The sequence below is a fragment of the Stenotrophomonas maltophilia group sp. Smal12 genome (genome assembly GCF_037079935.1).
GTDB lineage: Bacteria > Pseudomonadota > Gammaproteobacteria > Xanthomonadales > Xanthomonadaceae > Stenotrophomonas > Stenotrophomonas sepilia.
This window is the reverse complement of sequence record NZ_JBAWUK010000038.1, coordinates 1-20638: the sequence shown is the minus strand read 5'-3', so window position 1 is coordinate 20638 and position 20638 is coordinate 1. Positions and strand designations below refer to the sequence as shown.

The 20638-nt window shown below is 69.1% G+C and carries 19 protein-coding genes and 1 riboswitch; of the genes, 11 read left to right on the top strand and 8 right to left on the bottom strand.

The features are described from left to right. Positions 1-135: 135 nt before the first annotated feature. On the bottom strand, positions 136-2037 hold the full coding sequence (gene asnB / locus WDC87_RS15880) for an asparagine synthase (glutamine-hydrolyzing) (protein WP_164083288.1): 1902 nt from the start codon (positions 2035-2037) through the stop codon (positions 136-138). A 349-nt stretch (positions 2038-2386) separates the two neighbouring features. On the opposite strand from asnB, the gene WDC87_RS15875 reads away from it, so the two are divergent. Both WDC87_RS15875 and WDC87_RS15870 read left to right on the top strand, forming a co-directional pair. Further along, positions 2387-3076, top strand: coding sequence for a winged helix-turn-helix domain-containing protein (locus WDC87_RS15875; RefSeq protein ID WP_010484092.1), 690 nt, complete (start codon positions 2387-2389; stop codon positions 3074-3076). Next, a complete protein-coding gene (locus WDC87_RS15870) occupies positions 3073-4419 on the top strand; it encodes an ATP-binding protein (protein ID WP_252745132.1) in 1347 nt (448 codons plus the stop codon). Before WDC87_RS15875 ends, WDC87_RS15870 begins: the two co-directional genes overlap by 4 nt. On the opposite strand, the gene WDC87_RS15865 is transcribed toward WDC87_RS15870, so the two are convergent. Next, positions 4416-5885 (bottom strand): HAMP domain-containing sensor histidine kinase, encoded by a 1470-nt coding sequence (locus tag WDC87_RS15865; RefSeq protein WP_053506601.1) that lies wholly within the window; start codon positions 5883-5885, stop codon positions 4416-4418. The genes WDC87_RS15870 and WDC87_RS15865 overlap by 4 nt on opposite strands. After that, the gene (locus WDC87_RS15860) at positions 5882-6601 is read right to left on the bottom strand and encodes a response regulator transcription factor (RefSeq protein WP_053462082.1); all 720 of its coding nucleotides are present in this window, start codon (positions 6599-6601) and stop codon (positions 5882-5884) included. The genes WDC87_RS15865 and WDC87_RS15860 overlap by 4 nt, the downstream gene beginning before the upstream one ends. 144 nt (positions 6602-6745) lie before the next feature. Here WDC87_RS15860 and msrB point away from each other — a divergent pair, with 144 nt between their 5' ends. The 4 genes from msrB to WDC87_RS15840 all read left to right on the top strand — a co-directional run bounded on the left by msrB (position 6746) and on the right by WDC87_RS15840 (position 11504). Further along, positions 6746-7318, top strand: coding sequence for a peptide-methionine (R)-S-oxide reductase MsrB (msrB, locus tag WDC87_RS15855; protein ID WP_074725511.1), 573 nt, complete (start codon positions 6746-6748; stop codon positions 7316-7318). Between the two features lie 2 nt (positions 7319-7320). Continuing rightward, the gene (locus WDC87_RS15850) at positions 7321-9090 is read left to right on the top strand and encodes a cytochrome c biogenesis protein DipZ (protein ID WP_252745120.1); all 1770 of its coding nucleotides are present in this window, start codon (positions 7321-7323) and stop codon (positions 9088-9090) included. Between the two features lie 14 nt (positions 9091-9104). Continuing rightward, entirely contained in the window at positions 9105-9842 is a 738-nt protein-coding gene (gene msrA / locus WDC87_RS15845) for a peptide-methionine (S)-S-oxide reductase MsrA (RefSeq protein ID WP_252745121.1), read from the top strand. Positions 9843-10052: 210 nt separating this feature from the next. Then, positions 10053-11504, top strand: coding sequence for a PLP-dependent aminotransferase family protein (locus WDC87_RS15840; protein ID WP_252745122.1), 1452 nt, complete (start codon positions 10053-10055; stop codon positions 11502-11504). A 78-nt stretch (positions 11505-11582) separates the two neighbouring features. Here WDC87_RS15840 and bioD read toward each other — a convergent pair whose 3' ends face one another. After that, complete coding sequence (gene bioD, locus WDC87_RS15835; protein WP_061478648.1) at positions 11583-12266, bottom strand: dethiobiotin synthase; 684 nt, start codon at positions 12264-12266, stop codon at positions 11583-11585. A gap of 68 nt (positions 12267-12334) precedes the next feature. Here bioD and WDC87_RS15830 point away from each other — a divergent pair, with 68 nt between their 5' ends. Beyond that, on the top strand, positions 12335-12817 hold the full coding sequence (locus tag WDC87_RS15830) for a GAF domain-containing protein (protein ID WP_004140850.1): 483 nt from the start codon (positions 12335-12337) through the stop codon (positions 12815-12817). Further along, positions 12814-13176, top strand: coding sequence for a TfoX/Sxy family protein (locus WDC87_RS15825; RefSeq protein WP_053498035.1), 363 nt, complete (start codon positions 12814-12816; stop codon positions 13174-13176). The genes WDC87_RS15830 and WDC87_RS15825 overlap by 4 nt, the downstream gene beginning before the upstream one ends. An 89-nt stretch (positions 13177-13265) precedes the next feature. Here the strand turns inward: WDC87_RS15825 and WDC87_RS15820 are convergent, their stop codons facing one another. Then, a complete protein-coding gene (locus WDC87_RS15820) occupies positions 13266-13847 on the bottom strand; it encodes a histidine phosphatase family protein (protein ID WP_088496578.1) in 582 nt (193 codons plus the stop codon). A 143-nt stretch (positions 13848-13990) separates the two neighbouring features. Beyond that, a riboswitch (cobalamin riboswitch) is annotated at positions 13991-14214 on the top strand. Between the two features lie 114 nt (positions 14215-14328). Between WDC87_RS15820 and btuB the strand changes: the two genes are divergently transcribed. Then, on the top strand, positions 14329-16170 hold the full coding sequence (btuB, locus tag WDC87_RS15815) for a TonB-dependent vitamin B12 receptor (protein WP_088496579.1): 1842 nt from the start codon (positions 14329-14331) through the stop codon (positions 16168-16170). 91 nt (positions 16171-16261) lie between these two features. On the opposite strand, the gene gph is transcribed toward btuB, so the two are convergent. The 3 genes from gph to WDC87_RS15800 form a co-directional block, all read right to left on the bottom strand. Further along, complete coding sequence (gene gph / locus WDC87_RS15810) at positions 16262-16930, bottom strand: phosphoglycolate phosphatase (protein WP_088496580.1); 669 nt, start codon at positions 16928-16930, stop codon at positions 16262-16264. Between the two features lie 63 nt (positions 16931-16993). Beyond that, on the bottom strand, positions 16994-17785 hold the full coding sequence (locus WDC87_RS15805) for a class I SAM-dependent methyltransferase (protein WP_005415136.1): 792 nt from the start codon (positions 17783-17785) through the stop codon (positions 16994-16996). After that, a complete protein-coding gene (locus WDC87_RS15800) occupies positions 17782-18711 on the bottom strand; it encodes a LysR family transcriptional regulator (RefSeq protein ID WP_072167744.1) in 930 nt (309 codons plus the stop codon). The genes WDC87_RS15805 and WDC87_RS15800 overlap by 4 nt, the downstream gene beginning before the upstream one ends. A gap of 108 nt (positions 18712-18819) precedes the next feature. Here WDC87_RS15800 and WDC87_RS15795 point away from each other — a divergent pair, with 108 nt between their 5' ends. Continuing rightward, positions 18820-19458, top strand: a complete 639-nt coding sequence (locus WDC87_RS15795; RefSeq protein ID WP_072167743.1) for an NAD(P)H-binding protein — start codon at positions 18820-18822, stop codon at positions 19456-19458. Between the two features lie 65 nt (positions 19459-19523). Then, positions 19524-20435, top strand: a complete 912-nt coding sequence (locus WDC87_RS15790) for an MBL fold metallo-hydrolase (RefSeq protein ID WP_252745123.1) — start codon at positions 19524-19526, stop codon at positions 20433-20435. The last annotated feature ends 203 nt before the right edge of the window (positions 20436-20638 follow it).

The following is a 20638-nucleotide window of genomic DNA, read 5'->3' as shown; positions in this document are numbered from 1 at the left end:
ACGAACTCCGAACGCAGGGCCGATGCCCTTGCGTACGAAGTAAAGGGGGAGGTGACGGCCAACGGCCGGCGCCGGAGGACATTCGTACGCAAGGGCATCCGCCCTGCGCCACGCAGAACAATCCGCGAAGGAGCCTCAGCGCCCGCGACCACCGTGCCAATGCTGGTGCCACGCCTGGAACATCAACACGTTCCACAAGTGCGTGTGCCACTTGCGCTCGCCTCGCAGGAACGCCTCCCAGATGCCGCGCACGCGCACCGCATCGAAGCAGCCCTGGTTGCGCAGCAGCTGCGGGTCCAGCAGTGCCTCCGCCCAGTCACGCAACGGCCCCGCCAGCCAGCGCGCCATCGGTGGGCCGAAGCCGCGCTTGGGGCGGTACACCAGCGGTTCCGGCAGATAGCGCGCCAGCAGGTGCTTGAGGATCCGCTTGTGTTCCCCATCGTGGTACTTCAGGTGCTGCGGCAGGCGCCACGCCAGGCGCACCACCTCCATGTCCAGCAGCGGCGCACGGGTCTCGACACCCGCCGCCATGCCCGCACGGTCGACCTTGGCCAGGATGCCCTCGGCCAGGTCCATGCGTAAATCCAGCAGCTGGATGCGCGCCTCGGCCGGCAGCGCCGTGTCCTGCTGCTGGAAGATCGTCAGCGGCTCACGCGCCCCCAGCACGACCTGGGCCGGCTGTCGCCAGCGGGTCACCCGCTGCAGGTAATGCCCCTCCACATCGTTGGCAGCGACCTCGGCCACCAGCGCACGCCAGCCACCGAGGCGACCGCGCTCGGCGTTCAAGCGATTGCCGCTGCGCCGCGCCAGGTCGCGTACCCAGTCCGGCAGGCCGCCGCACAGGCGCGCATTGCGCAGCGCGCGGCCATAGCTGGGGTGGCCGAAGAACAGCTCATCGCCGCCGTCACCGGTCAGCGCGACCGGCTTGCGCGCCCCCAGCAGTTCACTGGCCAGCAACGTCGGCAGCTGTGAAGCGTCGGCAAAGGGTTCGCACCAGACCTGCGGCAGGCGCTGCAGCAGGTCCAGGCCCTGGCGCGCATCCATGCGGTGCAGGTGGTGCTGCACCCCCAGGTGACGCGCGACCTGCGACGCCCAGTCGCTCTCGTCATGCCCCGGATCGTCGAAGCCGACGGTCCACGCCTCGATCGGCAGGGTCGACTGGGCCTGCATCATTGCCGTCACCAGCGAGGAATCGGTGCCGCCGGACAGGAACGCGCCGCAGGCCAGTGGCGAGTGCATGCGCGCCGCGATCGCCTTCTGCAGTGCTGCTTCCAGCTGGTCGGTGGCCTGTTCCAGGCTCGGCGCCGGCTGCAGCGGCTGCTGCAGCGCGCTCTGCATCGCGTCGCGCGCGCACCAGTAACGCGCGCCCCCCTGCGCGGCATGGCTGGAGCCCCCTGCGGCGTGGTCGCTGAGATCGATGCGCAGCATCGCGCCGGCCACCAGCTTGTGGATGCCGCGGTAGATGGTATGCGGTGCCGGCACGTAGTCATGGCGCAGCAACAGGCTCAGCGCGTCCTGATCGATGCTCGGCGCGAAGCCGGCGAAGGCCTGCAGCGCCTTCAACTCCGAGGCGAACAGGAACTGGCCCTGGTACCAGCCGTAATACAGCGGCCGCTCGCCGACCGGATCACGGGCCAGCCACAGCACGCGCGCCTCCCGGTCCCATACGCTGAAGCCGAAGGCGCCCTCGATGCGCGACAGCGCCCGCTGCACGCCCCATTCGACGATCGCCTGCAGCAGCAGCCGCGCATCGCTGCAGCTGCGTGGCAGGTCGCGCAGCTGCGCCTGCAGGTCACCGCGGTTGTACAGGCGGCCGTCCAGGCACAGCACGTAGCGACCGCAGTCCGAGCTGAGCGGCTGCAACGGCGTATCGGCCGGCGCCCGGCAGTGGCCCAGCGCGAGGCCGGCCTCGGCGTCGGTCCAGTAGCCGATGCGGCCACGGCCACGCTGCTGCAGGGCACGCAGCATCGGTGCCAGCTGCTGCAGCAGCTGCTCGTCCTCGGCGGGCGGCAGCCAGGCCCCGACCACGCCACTCATCGGGCGCCTCGGCAGTGGCAGCGGCGGGGTGGGATGAACAGGCAGCGGGCGGCGGGCGACATGAGGACGGCACGCGGAGCGGAGGAGACTCCATGCTCGGCCGCGGGCCCCGCCGCGTCAGTCGCTTTGCTGTCAGCGATCGTCACCAGCCGTATCACGAAGGTAACGTTTTGTAACAGCGACAGGCTATGCTGGGCGGCAAGTCGTTGCCGGGACTGAGAACCGGCCGGAGCGCCAGCAACCCCGGCTGAATGGCGCCCGCCCCCGGGACCCGGGCGGCCCGACGGCTGGGATAGCATCGCCGCGCTCGTGCCGTGGCGGTACGTTTGCGTCCACGGAGGCCTTGGAAATGCTGGATATCGTACTGGTCGAAGACGATGCCCGCCTGGGAACGATGGTCAGTGACTACCTGCAGCGGCATGGCTACCAGGTCGCCCATGAACGCAGCGGCGAGCGCGCAGTGGCCCGGATCCTGGCGGAAAAGCCGGCGCTGGTCCTGCTCGATGTCGGCCTGCCCGACCAGGATGGTTTCGAAGTGTGTCGGCAGATCCGGCCCCACTATGACGGCATCATCTGCGTGCTGACCGCCCGCACCGACAACATCGACCAGGTGCTGGGCCTGGAACTGGGGGCCGACGATTACATCGGCAAACCGATCGAGCCGCGGGTGCTGCTGGCCCGGCTGCGTGCCCACCTGCGCCGCCACCGCCGGGTCGAGCCGCGTGACGGCAGCCTGCGCTTCGGCGAGCTGAACATCGACCCTTCCACCCGCAACGTGCACCTGCAGGGCGGCCTGCTGGAGCTGACCACGGCCGAGTTCGACCTGCTGTTCCTGCTGGCCAGCAACGCCGGCCAGATCCTCGACCGCGATGCGCTGCTGCGCGGCCTGCGCGGGATCGCCTTCGACGGCCTGGACCGCTCGATCGATGCCCGCATCTCGCGCCTGCGCCGCAAGCTGGGCGACAACCCCGAGCAACCGGAACGGATCAAGACCGTCCGCGGCCGCGGCTACCTGTTCAGCCGCTCGGCATGGGGATGACGCGCACGCCGTCGGCGATGCGCGGCCACGCCTTCCACTTCCTGCGCTACGGCATCGGCTTCCTGCTCGCCCACCTGTTGCTGATCGTGCTGGGCCTGTGGGCCTGGGATGCCCTGCTGGAAGACCGCACCGAAGCCGGCCTGCAGGCCGAGATGCGCGGCACGCACGCGCTGCTGCAGCATCGCTTCGCCGAAACCCCGCGTGAGCAATGGCCGGCGCTGGCCCGCGAACTCGACGCTGATTTCGCCTATGCCCTGCGCCTGGTGCCGCTGGCCGAGGCGGCGAAGGCGCTGCCGGCCAGCCAGCGCCCTCCGTTCAACAACGGCCGCGTGCAGATCGACCTGGAGCACATGCGCAGCCTGCAGCGCATCGGTGACAGCGACTACGCGGTGATGCTGGGGCCGCTGGACGAAGCACTGCCCGATGAGGGGTGGCAGGACAGCGAAGTGTCCGGCGTGGCGATCCTGCTGCTGATCCTGATGGTGGCGGTGGCACTGCCGATGTACGTGATGGTCTACCGGCTGTGGCGCGACGTCTCGCAGCTGGCCCAGGCGGCGCGGCGCATGCGCGACGGCCAGCTGGACACGCGTGCGCCGCGCGCCGGCACCGCACTGGTGCGGCCGCTGGCCAATGCCTTCAACCACATGGCCGAGCAGCTGCAGCAACTGCTGGAAAGCCAGCGGGTGCTGGCCCAGGCGGTGGCGCACGAGGTGCGCACGCCGCTGGCACGGATGCGTTTCGGCCTGGCCGAGCTGGAAGACAGCGCACTTGACGACGTGCAGCGCGATGCGCTGGGCGGCCTGCGCACCGACGTTGATCGGCTGCAGCACCTGACCGATGCAGGCGTCGAGTACGCCGCACTGGGCCGCTGCCATCAGCTGACCCGGCAGCGCCTGCAGCTGGCGGCCCTGGTGCGTGGCGTGGTCGCCCAGTTCGCACCGTTGCCGATGCCGGTGCAGCAGGCGCTGTCGCCGGTGGGTCTGGTCAACGTCAACCGGCACATGCTGGAACTGGCGCTGCGCAACCTGCTCGGCAATGCCCTGCGGTACGCGCGGCGGCAGATCCGCATTGCCAGCACCGTCAACGACGGCTGGCTGTGCGTACAGGTGGAGGACGACGGCCCCGGCATCGCACCGGAGCTCCGCGGCCAGGTGCTGCAACCCTACGTGCGGCTGGACCCGGGCAGTCCCGGGTTCGGCCTGGGCCTGGCACTGGTGCAGGTGGTGGCCGACAAGCACGGTGGCCACGTCGAGGTGACCGATTCGGAGCCGGGTGGGGCCTGCATCCGCCTGCACCTGCCATTGGAGAGCGGCGGCAGCGCAGAGGGCGAAGCGGCCTGCTAGGCCGCCGGTTCCGCGCGCGGCAAGGCAAACACGAACAGCGCGCCGCGCGCACTGTCACGCAGTTCGATGCGCCGGCCATGCAGCTGCACGATGCGCTGCACGATCAACAGGCCCAATCCGCCGTTCTCGCCGCGCCGGGCACCCAGCGCGGCCGGTGCCTGGAACAGCTGCGTGCGCAGTGCCGGCGCCACCCCGGGACCGTCATCGGCCACGCTCACCTCCACGCTGTCATCGGTTGCGCGCAGGCGCACCTCGATCTGCCCGCCCTCGGGTGCATGCCGCAGCGCGTTGTCGAGCAGGTTGGTCAGCACCCGCTCGACCAGGCCAAGGTCGGCGCGCACCGGCGGCAGGCCGGGCGGGAATGCCGCGTGCAGTTGCTGGCCACGCGCCTGCGCCGCCAGTTCGAACTTCTGCAGCACGTCCTGCAGCAGCTCCGGCAGTGCGAACACCTCCCACTCCAGCCGCACTTCGCCATGCTCCAGCCGCGCCAGCTCGAACAGCGCACGCGCCAGCCGGCCGACCTTGGCACTCTGTGCCAGGGCGATGCCGAGATAACGGCGCCGCTCGTCCGGCGACAGCGTGGCATCCTTCAATGCCAGCGTTTCCAGGTAGCCGTGCAGCGATGACAACGGCGTGCGCAGGTCGTGCGAGATGTTGGCCACCAGCTCGCGGCGCTGCAGGTCCTGCTGGCGCAGCTGCTGCCACTGCTCGCCCAGCCGCTGCGCCATCTGCGCATGCGCATGTTCGAGGATCACCAGTTCATCGCGCTCACCCGGGCGCAGCGGCTCCGCCGGCGGCAGCGGCGTGGGTGCATCGATGTCGAAGGCCTGGATGCGCCGGGTCAGCCGCCGCAGCGGGCGTGTCACCCAGTAGAACGCCACCAGCCCGGCCAGCAGGCCGAGGCCACCAACGAGTGCCACCGACCACAGCGTGGTGTTCCACTGGCTGCCGGCGGCGAGGTCGTCGGCCAGCATCTGCCGGTGCTCGCCCACCAGCACCACGTACACATAACCGGCCTGGCGGCCCTGAACGATCAACGGTGCAGCACTGAACACCTTGCGGCCGTCGGCGCTGCGCGGGTCATCGCCGAGGATCGGCAACGGTGCTCCCGCCAGAAGGCGGCGCAGCGGCGCCACGTCCACCCGGGTGCGCACCAGGTGCCCACTGGGCGCATCGTGGCCAAGGATGCGGCCCTGGTCGTCCAGCAGGTAGACCTCGACGCTGGGGTTGACCGCCATCAGCTGGCCGAACAGCGCACGCACCGCGGCATCGCGCATGCCGCTGGTATCCATCAGCTCGCTACGCTGCGCGATATGTTCGGCCAGGCCCAGCGACAGCCGCTGCACGACTTCCTGCTCGTGGCGGGTGTTGGCCCGCATCTGCAGCGCCAGCAGCGCCATGCAGCACGCCAGCATCAGCGCAGCGGTCACCACCGCCAGCTTTTGCCACAGGTTCGGCTTGATCATGCGGCCGCCCCGGCCGGGTCGACCAGCTTGTAGCCACGGCCCCACACCGTCAGCAACCGCCGCGGGTTGGCCGGGTCGGGCTCGATCTTGCTGCGCAGGCGATTGATATGGGTGTTGACCGTGTGCTCGTAGCCGTCGTGCTGGTAGCCCCAGACCTGGTTGAGCAGCTCCATGCGCGCGAACACCTGGTCCGGGTGACGGGCGAAGAACAGCAGCAGGTCGAATTCGCGCGGGGTCAGCTCCAGCGTGTTGCCATCCACCGAGGCGGTGCGCGCGACCGGGTCCAGCTGCAACCCGCCCAGCTCGATCGCACCGGCATCGATGCGCGCGCTCTGTGCCATCGCCTCGGCGCGGCGCAACAGCGCACGCACCCGCGCCACCAGCTCCGGCATCGAGAACGGCTTGGCCAGATAATCGTCCGCGCCCAGCTCCAGGCCGACGATGCGCTGCGTTTCGCTGCCCCGCGCGCTGATGATGATGATCGGCACGTAACGCGCCATCGCGCGTGCACGCTGGCAGACCTGCAGGCCATCCACGCCGGGCAGCATCACGTCCAGCACCAGTGCGTCCCACGGGCCGTCCTGCTCCAGCAGGCGCAGGCCGGCGTCGCCGCTGGCGGCATGGGCGACCTCGTAGCCTTCATCGCCCAGGTGCATGCGCAGCAGGTCGGCGATGTGGGCATCGTCTTCAACGATCAGCACGCGTTTGGTCGACATCGGCAACTCGGGGCCAGCGGGGAGGCTGGCTGCATTGTGGCGCGGGACGGCCGCCGATACCTCACGAAAAATTGAATCCTGCGTGAGGATTCGTTGACCCGGGCGGGCGCAGCATGGCCCCGTCGCCCCTTCCCGGAGTCCGCCATGTCCCTGTCCCGCCGCCATCTGCTGGGCCTGGGCGGTGTTGCCACCGCCGCCGGCCTGCTCGGCCTGGGGGCCTGCAGCCGCGCCGCCCCGGCCGCCGCCGAAGCGCGTCCGTCGCGACAGTTCGAGGTCATGCACAGCGATGCCGAGTGGCGCCAGCGCCTGACCCCGGCGCAGTACGCGGTGCTGCGCCAGCAGGCGACCGAGCGCCCCTACAGCAGCCCGCTCAACAAGGAACACCGGCAGGGCACCTTCGCCTGCGCCGGCTGCGCGCTGCCGCTGTTCTCCTCGTCCACCAAATTCGAGAGCGGCACCGGCTGGCCCAGCTTCTGGGCACCGCTGCACAACGCCATCGGCGAAGACCGCGACGTGACCTTCGGGATGCTGAGGGTGGAGGTGCACTGCCGCCGCTGCGGTGGCCACCTGGGCCACGTGTTCAACGACGGCCCGCGCCCGACCGGGCTGCGCTACTGCATGAACGGTGCGGCGATGGTGTTCGTTCCCGGCGCCACGGATGGCACCGCCGACGGCTGGCGGGTGCCGGTCGGTTCTTCTCCTGTTTCCGGAGCCTGACCATGCTGCTGTTGCTGCTTGCCTACCTGGGGGGCGCGCTGACCCTGCTCAGCCCGTGCATCCTGCCGGTGCTGCCGTTCGTGTTCGCGCGTGCCGACCGACCGTTCCTGCGCAGCACGCTGCCGCTGCTGCTGGGCATGGCGCTCACCTTCACCGTGGTTGCCAGCCTGGCCGCGGTGGGCAGCCAGTGGGTGGCGCAGGCCAACCAGGTCGGACGCTGGATCGCCCTGCTGCTGATGGCGCTGTTCGCGCTGGCGCTGCTGTGGCCGCGACTGGCCGACCACCTGCTGGCACCGTTCCAGCGCGTGGGCGCCCGCCTGAGCGCGCGTGCCGATGCCGCCGACGCGGCGGGACGGGGCGGTGCGTGGACATCGCTGCTGATCGGCATCGCCACCGGCCTGCTGTGGGCGCCCTGCGCGGGGCCGATCCTTGGCCTGGTGCTGACCGGTGCCGCCCTGCATGGCGCCAGCGTGGGGACCAGCACCCTGCTGCTGGCGTATGCGCTGGGCGCGATCACTGCGCTGGCGCTGGCGGTGTGGGTCGGCGGCCGCGTGTTCCGTGCGCTGCAGGCGCGGCTTGGCCTCGGCGATGCGCTGCGCAAGGGGCTGGGCGTGGCCGCCCTGCTGGCGGTGGTGGCGATCGGCCTGGGCTGGGATACCGGCCTGCTGACCCGTCTTTCCACGGTCAGCACCGCCCGCATCGAGCAGGGCCTGCTGGATGCGGTACCCGGCGCGCAGCCGTCGGCACCGCCGATGATGATGGTGGCCGGTGCCAACGCCGCTGCCGATGCACCGCTGCCGGTGGAAGGCACCCTGCCCGCGCTGGACGGTGCCACCGGCTGGCTCAACAGCCCCCCGCTGGCAGCCCAGCAGCTGCGCGGCAAGGTCGTGCTGATCGATTTCTGGACCTACTCCTGCATCAACTGCCTGCGCGCGATGCCGTTCGTGCACGAATGGGAGCGCCGCTACCGCGACCACGGCCTGGTGGTGATCGGCGTGCACACGCCGGAGTTCGCCTTCGAGCGTGACCCGCGCAACGTGATGAAGGCGGTGCAGCAGCTGAAGGTCGAGTACCCGGTGGCGCTGGACAACCAGTACACGATCTGGCGCGCGTTCAACAACCGCTACTGGCCGGCGCAGTACTTCGTCGACGCACAGGGCAACATCCGCGGCCACCAGTTCGGTGAAGGCAACTATGCGCGCTCGGAACAGATGATCCGTCGCCTGCTGGCCGACGCCGGGCAGACGAACCTGCCGCCGCCCGCCGATCCCGCTGCCGCCGAGCTGAAGGGCGTGGCCGCGCAGGCCGACATGAGCAACCTGCGTTCGCCGGAAACCTACCTGGGCCACGCCCGTGCCGAGCAGTTCGCCTCGCCCGGCGGGCAGCGCAGCGACGCCGCGTTCGACTACACGCTGCCGGCCAGCCTGGCGTTGAACCAGTGGGGACTGTCCGGGCGCTGGACCATCACCGACGAGGCCGCACAGCTGCAGCAGGCCGGCGGCCGCATCGCCTTCCAGTTCCATGCCCGCGACCTGCACCTGGTGCTGGCACCGGGCCAGGAAGGAACGCCGGTGCGCTTCCGCGTCTGGCTGGATGGCAAGCCGCTGCCCGCCGCCGACGCCGGCAGTGATGTCGGTGCCGATGGCAGTGGCGTGGTCGACGAGCACCGCCTGTACCAGCTGGTGCGCCAGCGCGGCACGGTCGGCCCGCACCGCTTCGAGATCGAGTTCCTCGATGCGGGCGTGCAGGCCTATGCCTTCACCTTCGGTTGAACCGGGAGGACATGATGAAACTCTCCTTTGAACAGGGCATCGCCGCCGGTGTGGCCGGCCTGGTGGCCACGGCCTTGATTGCCGGCGTGCTGCTGGTCGACCACGGCGCGGCTGCGGCACCGGTCGAAGCCAGCGCGCAGATCCAGGCACTGCCGGCCCCCACCGGCGATGCGGCGTTCCGCGATGACGCGACCCACGCCAGCGTGGTGTTCGCCGGTGGTTGCTTCTGGGGCGTGCAGGGCGTGTTCCAGCACGTCAAGGGCGTGAGCAACGCGGTCTCCGGCTATATCGGTGGCAGTGCGGCCAATGCGCGTTATGAGCGCGTCAGCGGTGGCCAGACCGGCCATGCCGAAGCAGTGAAGATCGACTACGACCCGCGCCAGGTCAGCTACGGGCAGCTGATGCAGGTGTTCTTCTCGGTCGCGCACGACCCGACCCAGCTCAACCGCCAGGGGCCCGACCACGGCAGCCAGTACCGCTCGGCGATCTTCAGCGATGACGCCCGCCAGCAGGCCGCCAGCCGCGCCTACATCACCCAGCTCGGCCAGGCCGGCAGCTACCGCGCACCGATCGTCACCCAGCTGGTCAGCGACCAGCGCTTCTACCCGGCCGAGAGTTACCACCAGAACTACATGACCAACTACCCGCAGGCGGCCTACATCCGCTACTACGACGCACCGAAGCTGGCGGCCCTGGCCAAGCAGTTCCCGGCGCTGTACCGGCGCGAGGCGGTGCTGGTGCCGATGCGGTAACGACCTGGGTAGCGCCGGCCGCTGGCCGGCAACCGCACTTTTCCGGATCGAGGTATTGCCGGCCAGCGGCCGGCACTATCCAAAAAAAAACGCACGGCCATCCAGCCGTGCGCTTGGAAAATACCGGCCACGCCCCGATCAGGCCCGGCCGACGACGACATGCTAGGCTCGCCATCATCACGGGTACAGCACCAGATGGCGGGAACTTCGATGGATACAGATGACCAGGCCACGATGATTCCTCCCCGCTACCAGCGGCTGTCCGATGAACTGGCCGAGGCCATCCATGGCGGGCGTCTTCCGGTCGGCAGCCGCCTGCCCTCGCTGCGGCAGATGGCCTCGCAGCGCAGGCTCAGCCTGAACACCGTGATTGCCGCCTACCGCCAGCTGGAAGATGCCGGCCTGGTGATTCCGCGGCCCAAGGCCGGCTTCGAGGTGGCGCCGCGGTTGTCGGTACCGGAACGGTCACTGCGCGATGTGCCCTCGGCCCCGACCGCACCGCTGCAGCAGGTACTCATGGCGCGGGTGCTGGAAGCGCAGCGCCGCCCGGGTGTGGTCGACCTAGCCTTCGCCGGCCCACGTGGTCGCCAGTTCTATCCCGGCGCGCAGCTGGCCCGGCATACCGCGCAGGTGCTGCGCCACGGCCAGCAGACGGTGGAGACCTATGCGAGACCCAACGGCTCCCCCCGGCTGCTGGCGCAGATCGTGCGCCGCAGTCCGCGCATGGGCCTGCACACCCACGCCGAGCGACTCCTGCTGACCCATGGTGCGATGGAAGCCCTGCAGCTGGCGTTGCGCGCGGTCACCCAGCCCGGTGATGCGGTGGGCATCGAGGCGCCGTCCTACTTCAACCTGTATCCGTTGCTGGCCAACCTCGGCCTGCAGGCCATCGAGTTACCCACCCACCCGCAGCACGGACTGGATGTGGATGCACTGGATGCGCTGCTGGAGCACACGCCGCTGGCCGCACTGGTGGTGATGCCGACCGTGCACAACCCGCTCGGCTGCACCATGCCGACCGCCGCCAAACAACGCCTGGCCGAGCTGGTCAACGCACGGCAGCTGCCCCTGATCGAGGATGCGGTGTACGCCGAGCTGCAGTTCTGCGAACCGCCGGCACCCTTGCTGAAAGCCTTCGATCGCGATGGCTGGGTGATGGTGGTCGGTGGCTTCTCAAAGACACTGGCGCCGGATTACCGCATCGGCTGGCTGGATGGCGGCCGCTTCGCAGAGCGCATCGCGCTGCTGAAGTTCCAGTCCACCGGCGGCGAGCCGCAGCTGCTCGGCGATGCGGTGGCCGCGTATCTGGAAGCAGGCAGCTACGAGCACCATCTGCATCGCATGCGCCGCCTGTACCGCGAACAGGTGGGACGGCTGCGCCAGCTGGTAGCCGAGCATTTCCCGGCAGGCACCCGCGCCACCGAACCACAGGGCGGATTCCTGCTGTGGCTGGAACTGCCGGGCGTGGACACGCGCGAGCTGTTCGAGCGAGCGCTGCTGGAGGACATCGTGTTCATGCCCGGCCAGGTCTATTCGCGTGGTGCGCGCTATCGCCACTGCCTGCGGCTGTCGTGCTGCCAGAGCCTGGATGCGCGCTTCATCGGTGCGGTGGAACGGCTGGGTGCGATCGCGCGGGAGCTGGCAGTGCGCCAGCTCCTGTAGAGCCGAGCCTACGCTCGGCTGCCCTTCGCTGACGGTCCCCGCTGAGCCGAGCATGGGCTCGGCTCTACAGGAAGCAGGTCAGTCGAGCAGGTGCGTACTCAGGATCTGACCATCCGCCCCCGGCAGATGCGGCAGCCGTCCCCAGCACGGCATCGGCAGGCGCTGCTGCAGCGTGGCGATGTTCTCGTCCTGGCGCTGCATCGCCGGGTCGATGTGGTTGCCGATCCAGCCCAGGCAGTCCACGCCGCTGGCCTGCAGTGATTGCGCAGTCAACCGCGCGTGGTTGACGCAGCCCAGCCGCATGCCCACCACCAGCAGCACCGGCAGCTGCAGCGCACGCACCAGGTCGAGCTGGTCCAGCGTGGCCGAGACCGGCGCCAGCCAACCGCCCACGCCCTCCACCACGACGATATCGGCCTTCGCGCGCAGGCGTTCGAACGCGGCCACGATCGGCGCCAGCTCCACCTGCACGCCGTCCTCGGCAGCGGCCAGCTCCGGTGCCAGTGGCTGCCGCAGCGCATAGGGATTCAGATCGGCATAGTCCGGCACCGGCCAGCTGGCCGCCTGCAGGGCCAGCGCGTCCTCGTTGCGCAGGCCCTGCCCCAGATCCTCGCTGCCGCTGGCCACCGGCTTCATGCCCACTGCACGCAGGCCACGCTGGCGCAGTGCATGCAGCAGCGCGGTGCTGGCCGCGGTCTTGCCGATTTCGGTATCGGTGCCGGTAACGAACAGGGCGGGCGGCAGCGTAGCGGGCAACGGCATCGATGGGCTCCAACAGGGCAACAGTGTGTGCATTATCGCCGGCCCGGTGCACTTGCTAGACTGCGGGCATGTTCGCCAATGCCTCGCTCACCGGCAGCAAGCCGGAACAATACGCCCAGCTGCTGGAACAGGCCCGTGGCCTGGTCTACGCCGAGTCCGACCGCATCGCCAACGCGGCCAACCTCTCCGCACTGGTCTATCACGCCCTGCCCGACCTGAACTGGGTGGGCTTCTACCTGTATGACGGCAAGGAACTGGTGGTCGGCCCGTTCCAGGGCCTGCCGGCCTGCGTGCGCATCCCGCTGGACAAGGGTGTGTGCGGTGCCGCCGCCAGCCAGCGCGTAACCCAGCGCGTGGACGACGTCGATGCCTTCCCCGGCCACATCGCCTGCGATTCGGCCTCGCGTTCGGAGCTGGTGGTGCCGCTGCTGCGCGGCGATGAACTGATCGGCGTATTCGATATCGACAGCCCGAAGGTCGGCCGCTTCGACGCCGACGATCAGGCCGGCCTGGAAGCCATCGCCCGCGTGTTCGTCGAGGCACTGGGATGAGCGCACCGAAGCTGCGCAACATCGGCCCGAAGAGTGCAGCCTGGCTGCGCCAGGTCGGGCTGCGCAGCCGCGAGGACCTGGTGGCGATCGGCGCAGTCGGCGCCTTCGTCAAGGTCAAGCGGGCCGGCTTCAAGCCCAGCCTGAACCTGCTGTACTCGCTGGAAGGCGCATTGCTGGACTGCCACTGGCAGGAGCTGAGCGAGCCGCAGCGTGAGGCGCTGGTGCAGGACTATGAGGCGCGCATCGCCGCGCATCCGCTGAAGGCGGCCGGCCCGGCGTCGGGCCCGGTGCACGAGCAGCGCTTCGATGCCGACGATGACGCCGAGGACAACGTGGCCGAGCGCGCGGACGAGGATTGAGCCGCGCCCTCCTGTAGAGCCGAGCCCACGCTCGGCTGGCCTTTCTGATCGAAGTGCAGCCGAGCATGGCTCGGCTCTACAAGAGCAGATCAGGGCTGCTGCAGTTCCAGCAGCTCGCCCACCAGCCCGACCTCGCCCCGCTCCAGCCACACCCGCAGGCGCGTGCCGTGGTCGATGCGCAGGGCCCAGCACAGCGACATCGGCAGGCCGCAAACCTGCGACAACACCATGCGCAGCGGGCCACCATGGCTGACCACCAGCGTCGGCACCGGATGATCATCATCATCGAGCAGGCGATCCAGCGCGCGCGCGATACGCCGCTCGAAATGCCCCCAGCTCTCGCCGTTCGGCGGCGGGAACGCATGCGGATCGGCGTGGAAGGCGGCCAGCGCATCTTCCGGCAGGTCGAACAGCGACTGCCCGTCCCAATCGCCGAAATCCAGTTCTTCCCATTCCTCGTCCGCTTCGACGTCCAGCCCGCGTGGGGTGGCCAGCGCCATCGCCGTGTGCAGCGCGCGCAACCGCGGTGAACTGATCACCCGCTCCCAGCGTTGCTCGGCATAGGCCTCGACCAGCTCCTGCGGCAGGCCGGCCAGCTGCGGTGGATCGCTGCGGCCATCAAGGAACTCATCGCGACCGTTGCCGGCATGGCGGACCAGGTCGAGGATCATGCGTGCGTCCCGGACGGGCGACGCAGGTACAACGGAGAACGGGCAGACATCGGTAACGGCACCACGGGATCGAGCAACCATTCTAAAGGCACAGCAAAGGCAGCCGCGCAGGCGCGACGCAACGGGACGGCCTGCGATGCCGTAGACTGCGCGCACTTCCAGGTGACCTGCGGCCGTGGCCGGCAGGTTGAAACGGGAAGCCGGTGACGCGTGATTCCACGCCAGGCCGGCGCTGCCCCCGCAACGGTAAGCACGTCAGTTCCAGGCAACACCGCCACTGTGCCGCAGGCATGGGAAGGCGCCTGGACGGTGGCCTCGCGCCACCCGGCGGCAAGCCCGGAGACCGGCCCGGAAGCCTCAGGTCGCGATGCGGTGGGCATGGCGCTGGATGACCGTGGCGTGCGCTGCGGCATCGGCGCGTGCCTGCCTTCGCGGCTCCGCCCCTTCGCCACGCGGGCGTGCGTGGCACCTGGAGTCCCCCATGAAGCTGCAGTCCCGAATGCTGTCCCTGGCCGTACTGGCCGCCCTGCCCGCGCTGGCACAGGCCGCCGATGACACCACCGCGCTCGACCAGATCCTGGTCACCGCCACGCGCACCCCGATCGCCCTGCAGGACAGCATCGCGCCGGCCCAGGTGATCGACCGCGCGCAGATCGAATCCAGCCAGGCCACGTCGCTGCAGGAACTGCTGCGCGGCCGCGCCGGCATCAACCTGACCAATGCCGGTGGGCTCGGCAAGCAGAGCTCGCTGTTCCTGCGCGGCACCAACTCGGGCCACACCGTGGTGCTGGTCGACGGCGTGCGCATCAACAGTGCCGACCTCGGCCTGGCGATGTACCAGGACCTGCCGCTGGCGCAGATCGAGCGCGTGGAAATCGTGCGTGGCCCGCAGTCGAGCCTGTACGGCGCCGATGCCATTGGCGGCGTGATCCAGATCTTCACCCGCCGCAACCAGGGTGATTTCGCCCCGCACTTCCAGCTCGGTGGCGGCAGCAACGGCCTGCGCGAAGCCAGCGGCGGGATCGGTGGCGGGACCGAACGCGGCTGGTTCGGCGCCGACATCGCCTACCAGCATTCCGATGGCATCGATGCCTGCCGCGGCTCGGCAACGCTGTTCACCGGCTGCTTTGCCGACGAACATGACCGCGATGGCTACCGCAACCTGTCCAAGAGCCTGCGCGGTGGCTACACCTTCAACGACCAATGGAACGTGGAAGGCAGTGCATTGCGTGCCGACGGAAAGAACCATTACGACGGCTACTACAACTATTCGGAAACCCGCCAGCAGGTGCTGGCCGGCAAGGTGCGCTACACCCCGTCCGAACGCCTGGCGTTCACCGCCAATGTCGGGCGCAGTGACAACGAGTCGGACAACTTCGGTGACTTCGGTGCCCGTGGCAGCGCTCAGACCCACCGCGACAGTGCCTCGCTGCAGGGTGACTTCGCCTTGGCCGAAGGCCAGCTGCTGAGCACCGGCGTGGACTGGAGCGAAGACAACCTGGATGGCAGCAGTGCCGGATATCGGGTCGACAGCCGCCGCAACACCGGCGTGTTCGTGCAGTACCAGGGGCGCTTCGGCCGCCACCAGCTGCAGGCCAGCGCGCGCAACGACGACAACCAGCAGTTCGGCAACCACGCTACGGGCAGCCTCGGCTGGGCGATGGAGCTCGGCCACGGCCTGCGTGTCAATGCCAGTTACGGCACCGCGTTCAAGGCGCCGACCTTCAGCGACCTGTATGACCCGTGGAGCGGTGTGCCGACGTTGAACCCGGAGAAGTCCAAGAGCGCCAACCTGGGCGTTTCGCAGCAGGGACAGGGCTGGCACTGGGGCCTGGACGTCTATGAAACCCGCATCGATGATCTGATCACCTACGATGCGGCGACCTTCAGGATGCAGCAGGTGGAGAAGGCGCGCATCCGCGGTGCCGAACTGACCGGTGGCGTGCTGCTGGCCGGCTTCGACATCAACGCCCAGCTGAGCTACACCGACCCACGCAACCGCACCGGCGGCAGCACGCAGTTCGACAACTGGCTGCCGCGTCGTGCACAGCAGACCGCGCGCTTGGACATCGACCGGCGTTTCGGGGACTTCCGCGCAGGCCTGACGGTTCAGGGTGCGGGCAAGCGCTATGACGATGCCGCCAACGCGGTGAAGGTGGGGGGGTACGGCACGCTGGATCTGCGCGCCGAGTACGCGCTGACGCCGTCGTGGTCGCTGCTGGCGCGTGCCACCAACGTGTTCGACCGCAGGTATGAGACGGTGGCGTGGTTCAACCAGCCGGGCCGTGAGTACCAGTTGAGTGTGCGTTACCAGCCGAAATGAAAGAAGGCGCCGGGCATTGCCCGGCGCTTTCTCTGTAGAGCCGAGCCCATGCTCGGCTCAGGCAGCAAAGCAGCCGAGCATGGGCTCGGCTCTACACCGGGACGCCGGCGGTCAACCCCGGCAGTTCACGCAGGTCGTCGATCACCGCCACCGCATGCGCGCTGGCCAGGTCCAGGCCGCGCGGATAGCCGTAGCGCACCAGCGCGATCGGCATGCCCGCATCTTCGGCGGCGCGGTAGTCGGTCAACGAATCTCCCACCATCAGGCACGCCTGCACCGGCAGCCCGAAGTGCGTGGCGATGTGCCGCAGCGGTTCGCCGCTGGGCTTGCGCTGTGGCAGTGAATCGCCGCCCAGTACCAGCGCGAACGCATCACCGATGCCCAGGTGCTGCAGCAGCGGCGGCACCAGTGCTTCGGGCTTGTTGGTGCAGATCGCCAGTGGCACGTCGCGCGCGCGCAGCTGCGCCAGTGCCTCGGCCACGCCATCGAACAGGCGCGGGCTGCGCAGCAGGCATTCACGGTAGTGCACCATGAACACCGGCATGACCTCGGCCAGATCGACCTCAAGACCGGCGGCGTGCACGGCCTGTTCGACCAGGCGGCGCACTCCGTCGCCGATCCAGCCGAGCACGGTGGCTTCCGGCACGCGTGCCATGCCGATGGCTTCCAGCGTGCGGTTCAGCGCTTCGGCGATGTCAGATGCGCTGTCGACCAGCGTGCCATCGAGATCGAATACGACCAGCGGATAGGGATACGACAAGGGACGACGCCTGTACAACGTGGGGCCGCCCATTGTACGCCGCGTTTTTTTCCAGGATCCGCCTCATCCGATCCTGCGTGCGCGGGTGGCCAGAAAGGTGGGCAGGTAACGGTCGATCAGGAAGCGCGGCTTCGGCTGCCAGTCTTCCATGAACCGATCAATCACGAAGCCTGCATCCAGCTGCCCGCCGATCAGTTCGGTCAGGCTGTGGCCAAAGGTCAGCGCATCACCGCGCGCGAGTTTCGCCTCACGCTCTGCGGCGGGCAGGTCTTCCAGGTCCGAATAGGGAATGGCGTACTGCGGCCGGATCAAACCCTGTGCATCCAGCTGCGGATCACGTGCACCGACGAACAGCACCGGGTTGTAGAAACTGGCCATCAACATGCCATCGCGCGCCAGCACGCGGCGGCATTCGGTCCACACGGGGCGCACGTCGGGCACGTACAGGTTGGAGATCGGATGGAACACCACGTCGAAACTGTCGTTGGCGAATACGTGCAGGTCGCGCATGTCGCCCTGCACCGTGCGCAGCTGCAGTCCATCACGCGCAGCGACCCGACGGTCCTGTTCCAGCTGCCCGTCGGACAGGTCGAACACGGTGACGTCGGCGCCCGCAGCGGCCAGCACGGGGGCCTGCTGGCCACCACCCGAGGCCAGGCACAGGATGCGGCGGCCGCGCACGTCGCCCAGCCAGTCCAGTGGCAGCGCGCGTGGGGTCAGGTGCACCTGCCAGCGGCCTTCGCGCGCGGCGGCAATGGTTGAACTCTCCACCGGGCGCGACCATTCGCGCACTTCGCTGGCCTGGCGGTCCCAGGCAGCACGGTTGTGGTCGATCAAGGCCTGTCCATGGTTCATGTGTTCTCCTTGCCCGGTGGGCGCCAATCCAGATCCTGGAAGGCCGGGCTGGCGAAACACTCGGCCAGGTAATCCAGGAATCGCCGCATGATAGCGGGCTGCTGGCGCCGTGATGCGTACACGGCATGAATGCCGAGCTCGTCCAGACTGAATCCGGGCAGCAGTTCGATCAGCTCGCCGCTGCGCAGCAGTGGCGCCACCTGGTAGGTCGGCAGCATGGCGATCCCGGCACCGGCGCGTACCGCCTCCAGCAGCAGCGAGGCATCGTTGGCGCTGATGTTGCCGCCCACCGCCACCGACAGCGAACGGCCATCGCGGTGCAGCTGCCACAGGCTCTTGCCGACGTAGTGGTGGGTCAGGCAGTTGTGCGCGGCCAGGTGCTCCGGCGCGGTCGGCGTGCCACGCGCCTGCAGGTACGACGGCGTCGCGCACAGCACCGAGCGGCAGGTGGCCAGCCGCCGCGCGATCAGGCTGGGGTCGATCTGGCGCGCGATGCGCACGGCCAGGTCCACGCGCTCCTCGACCAGGTTCACCGTGCGGTCGACCAGCAGCAGCTCGATGCGCGCCGCCGGATGGCGTGCGACGAAACCGGCCACCGCCCGCGCCAGGTGGCTCTGCCCGAACGACACGCTGGCGGTCACCCGCAGCGTGCCGTGCGGCTCGGGATCATCACTGGCCAGCTCGCCCTGCAGTTCTTCGCCGATTGCCAGCATCTGCCGGAAGCGCGCCAGCGCCGCCTCGCCCGGGCCGGTCAGGCTGACCCGGCGTGTGGTCCGGTGCAGCAGGCGTGCGCCCAGCCAGCCCTCGACCTCGGCCAGGTAGCGGCTGACCATCGCCCGCGACATGTCCAGCACTTCTGCGGCGGCGGTGAGGCTGCCGCGCTCGGCCACCTCGACAAACACGGCCATGGCGGTCAATCGGTCCATATGCTCGATTCGTGCAACAAACAAGCGCGTTATACGCTGTTTTTAGAGCGACTGCAGCGGCCTAGAGTGGCCCCATTCCCAGCCCACATCGCCCCACGGAGTCCTGCCATGAAGATCGCCCTCGTTGGTTCCACCGGCAACATCGGCCGCCAGATCGCCCGCCACGCGCTGGCCCACGGCCACGAACTCACCGTCATCGTGCGCAGCGCGCAGGACCTTCCGGCCGAACTGGCCGGTGCCCATCCGGTGATCGCCTCGTTGGATGACCAGGACGCGCTGGTCGCCGCCATCGCTGGCCACGACGTGCTGGCCAGCGCCTACGGCCCGCGTCCGGGCGATGACATCGGCCGCGTGGGCGAGATCGCCGCGCAGCTGGCGGCCGCCGCGCGCAAGGCCGGCGTACCGCGCCTGATGGTGGTGGGTGGCGCCGGCAGCCTGGAAGTCGCGCCGGGCGTGCAGCTGGTCGATACCCCCAACTTCCCGGAAGCCTACAAGCCGTACGCGCTGGCCCATCGTGAAGCCTTCAATCGCCTGCAGGCAGTGGACGACCTGGACTGGACCTTCTTCTCGCCGGCCGCCGAAATCGGCCCGGGCGAAGAGCGCGGCCAGTACCGTGTGCAGCCCAAGGCCTTCCTGGCCGACGCCAGCGGTCACAGCCGCATCAGTTATGCCGACTACGGCGCCGCGTTCGTCGCCGAGCTGGAAGCGCACCAGTACCCGAAGCAGATCATCACGGCCGCGTACTGATCGACGCGCGAGCCCTGTAGGGCCAAGCCCACGCTCGGCTCCCTATCCGACACAAGGAATTCCCCATGCGTACCGCTGCCCTGCTGCTTCCCCTCGCCCTGGCCGCCACGTTCACCAGTGCGCCGCTGCTGGCCGCACCGGCCACCGCGGCGCCGACCATCGCGACGAAATCACAACTGCACCTGCAGACCTTCCATCCCGGCCCGCAGGCGATGTTCTCGGTATCCTCGGTGCTGATCGAAGGCCGCCACGACGCGATCCTGGTCAACGCGCAGTTCGGCGCCAGCGACGCACGCAAGCTGGTCGAACGGATCCGCGCCAGTGGCAAGCAGCTGACCACGATCTACATCAGTCACGGCGATCCGGACTACTACTTCGGCCTGGCCACCCTGCAGGATGCCTTCCCGCAGGCACGCATCGTCGCCACTGCGCAGACCGTCGCCCACATCCAGCAGACCCAGGCCGGCAAGCTGGCCCACTGGGGACCGAAAATGGGCGCCGACGTGCCGGCACGCATCGTGGTGCCGCAGGTACTGGACGGCGATGCCCTGCAGCTGGAAGGCCAGCGCCTGCCACTGATCGGCCTGGATGGCCCGACCCCGGACCGCACGGTGCTGTGGGTACCGTCGCTGCGCGCGATCGTCGGCGGCATTCCGGTGGTGGCCGGTGAGCACGTGTGGATGGCCGACACGCAGACGACGAAGTCGCACACTGACTGGCTGCAGACCCTGCAGCGGTTGCAGGCACTGAAGCCGAAGGTGGTGGTACCGGGGCATTACGCGCCGGGTGCGGCGCTGGATGCCAGTGCGCTGCGCTTCACTGCGGACTACATCCGCGCGTTCGACGCCGAGGCGGCAAAGGCCAAGGACAGCGCGGCACTGGTGAAGGCGATGCAGGCGCGCTATCCGAAGCTGGACGGCGTGGCGTCGCTGGAGCTGAGTGCGAAGGTGGCCAAGGGCGAGATGCAGTGGCCATGAGGTGGGGAGTTTTCTTTTGCAGGGCTGCGCCCTGCACCTGCAGAGGCAACAGCAACAGCAACAGCTGGCTATCGGTGGGAAGGCGAGGTGGGTCCGGTTGCGGGGGGCGCTGCAAGTACGTCCATGTAAGCTCGGTCTTCCGCGTCCCCTTCCACCACATCTCTGCCACCTGCACGATCGCCAAGTTCAGGTATTCACCCATC

Bases quoted from the DNA above. Each gene is read 5' to 3' on its own strand.
- asnB (WP_164083288.1), bottom strand. From the start codon at position 2,037: ATGAGTGGCGTGGTCGGGGCCTGGCTGCCGCCCGCCGAGGACGAGCAG.
- WDC87_RS15875 (WP_010484092.1), top strand. From the start codon at position 2,387: ATGCTGGATATCGTACTGGTCGAAGACGATGCCCGCCTGGGAACGATG.
- WDC87_RS15870 (WP_252745132.1), top strand. From the start codon at position 3,073: ATGACGCGCACGCCGTCGGCGATGCGCGGCCACGCCTTCCACTTCCTG.
- WDC87_RS15865 (WP_053506601.1), bottom strand. From the start codon at position 5,885: ATGATCAAGCCGAACCTGTGGCAAAAGCTGGCGGTGGTGACCGCTGCG.
- WDC87_RS15860 (WP_053462082.1), bottom strand. From the start codon at position 6,601: ATGTCGACCAAACGCGTGCTGATCGTTGAAGACGATGCCCACATCGCC.
- msrB (WP_074725511.1), top strand. From the start codon at position 6,746: ATGTCCCTGTCCCGCCGCCATCTGCTGGGCCTGGGCGGTGTTGCCACC.
- WDC87_RS15850 (WP_252745120.1), top strand. From the start codon at position 7,321: ATGCTGCTGTTGCTGCTTGCCTACCTGGGGGGCGCGCTGACCCTGCTC.
- msrA (WP_252745121.1), top strand. From the start codon at position 9,105: ATGAAACTCTCCTTTGAACAGGGCATCGCCGCCGGTGTGGCCGGCCTG.
- WDC87_RS15840 (WP_252745122.1), top strand. From the start codon at position 10,053: ATGGATACAGATGACCAGGCCACGATGATTCCTCCCCGCTACCAGCGG.
- bioD (WP_061478648.1), bottom strand. From the start codon at position 12,266: ATGCCGTTGCCCGCTACGCTGCCGCCCGCCCTGTTCGTTACCGGCACC.
- WDC87_RS15830 (WP_004140850.1), top strand. From the start codon at position 12,335: ATGTTCGCCAATGCCTCGCTCACCGGCAGCAAGCCGGAACAATACGCC.
- WDC87_RS15825 (WP_053498035.1), top strand. From the start codon at position 12,814: ATGAGCGCACCGAAGCTGCGCAACATCGGCCCGAAGAGTGCAGCCTGG.
- WDC87_RS15820 (WP_088496578.1), bottom strand. From the start codon at position 13,847: ATGATCCTCGACCTGGTCCGCCATGCCGGCAACGGTCGCGATGAGTTC.
- btuB (WP_088496579.1), top strand. From the start codon at position 14,329: ATGAAGCTGCAGTCCCGAATGCTGTCCCTGGCCGTACTGGCCGCCCTG.
- WDC87_RS15805 (WP_005415136.1), bottom strand. From the start codon at position 17,785: ATGAACCATGGACAGGCCTTGATCGACCACAACCGTGCTGCCTGGGAC.
- WDC87_RS15800 (WP_072167744.1), bottom strand. From the start codon at position 18,711: ATGGACCGATTGACCGCCATGGCCGTGTTTGTCGAGGTGGCCGAGCGC.
- WDC87_RS15795 (WP_072167743.1), top strand. From the start codon at position 18,820: ATGAAGATCGCCCTCGTTGGTTCCACCGGCAACATCGGCCGCCAGATC.
- WDC87_RS15790 (WP_252745123.1), top strand. From the start codon at position 19,524: ATGCGTACCGCTGCCCTGCTGCTTCCCCTCGCCCTGGCCGCCACGTTC.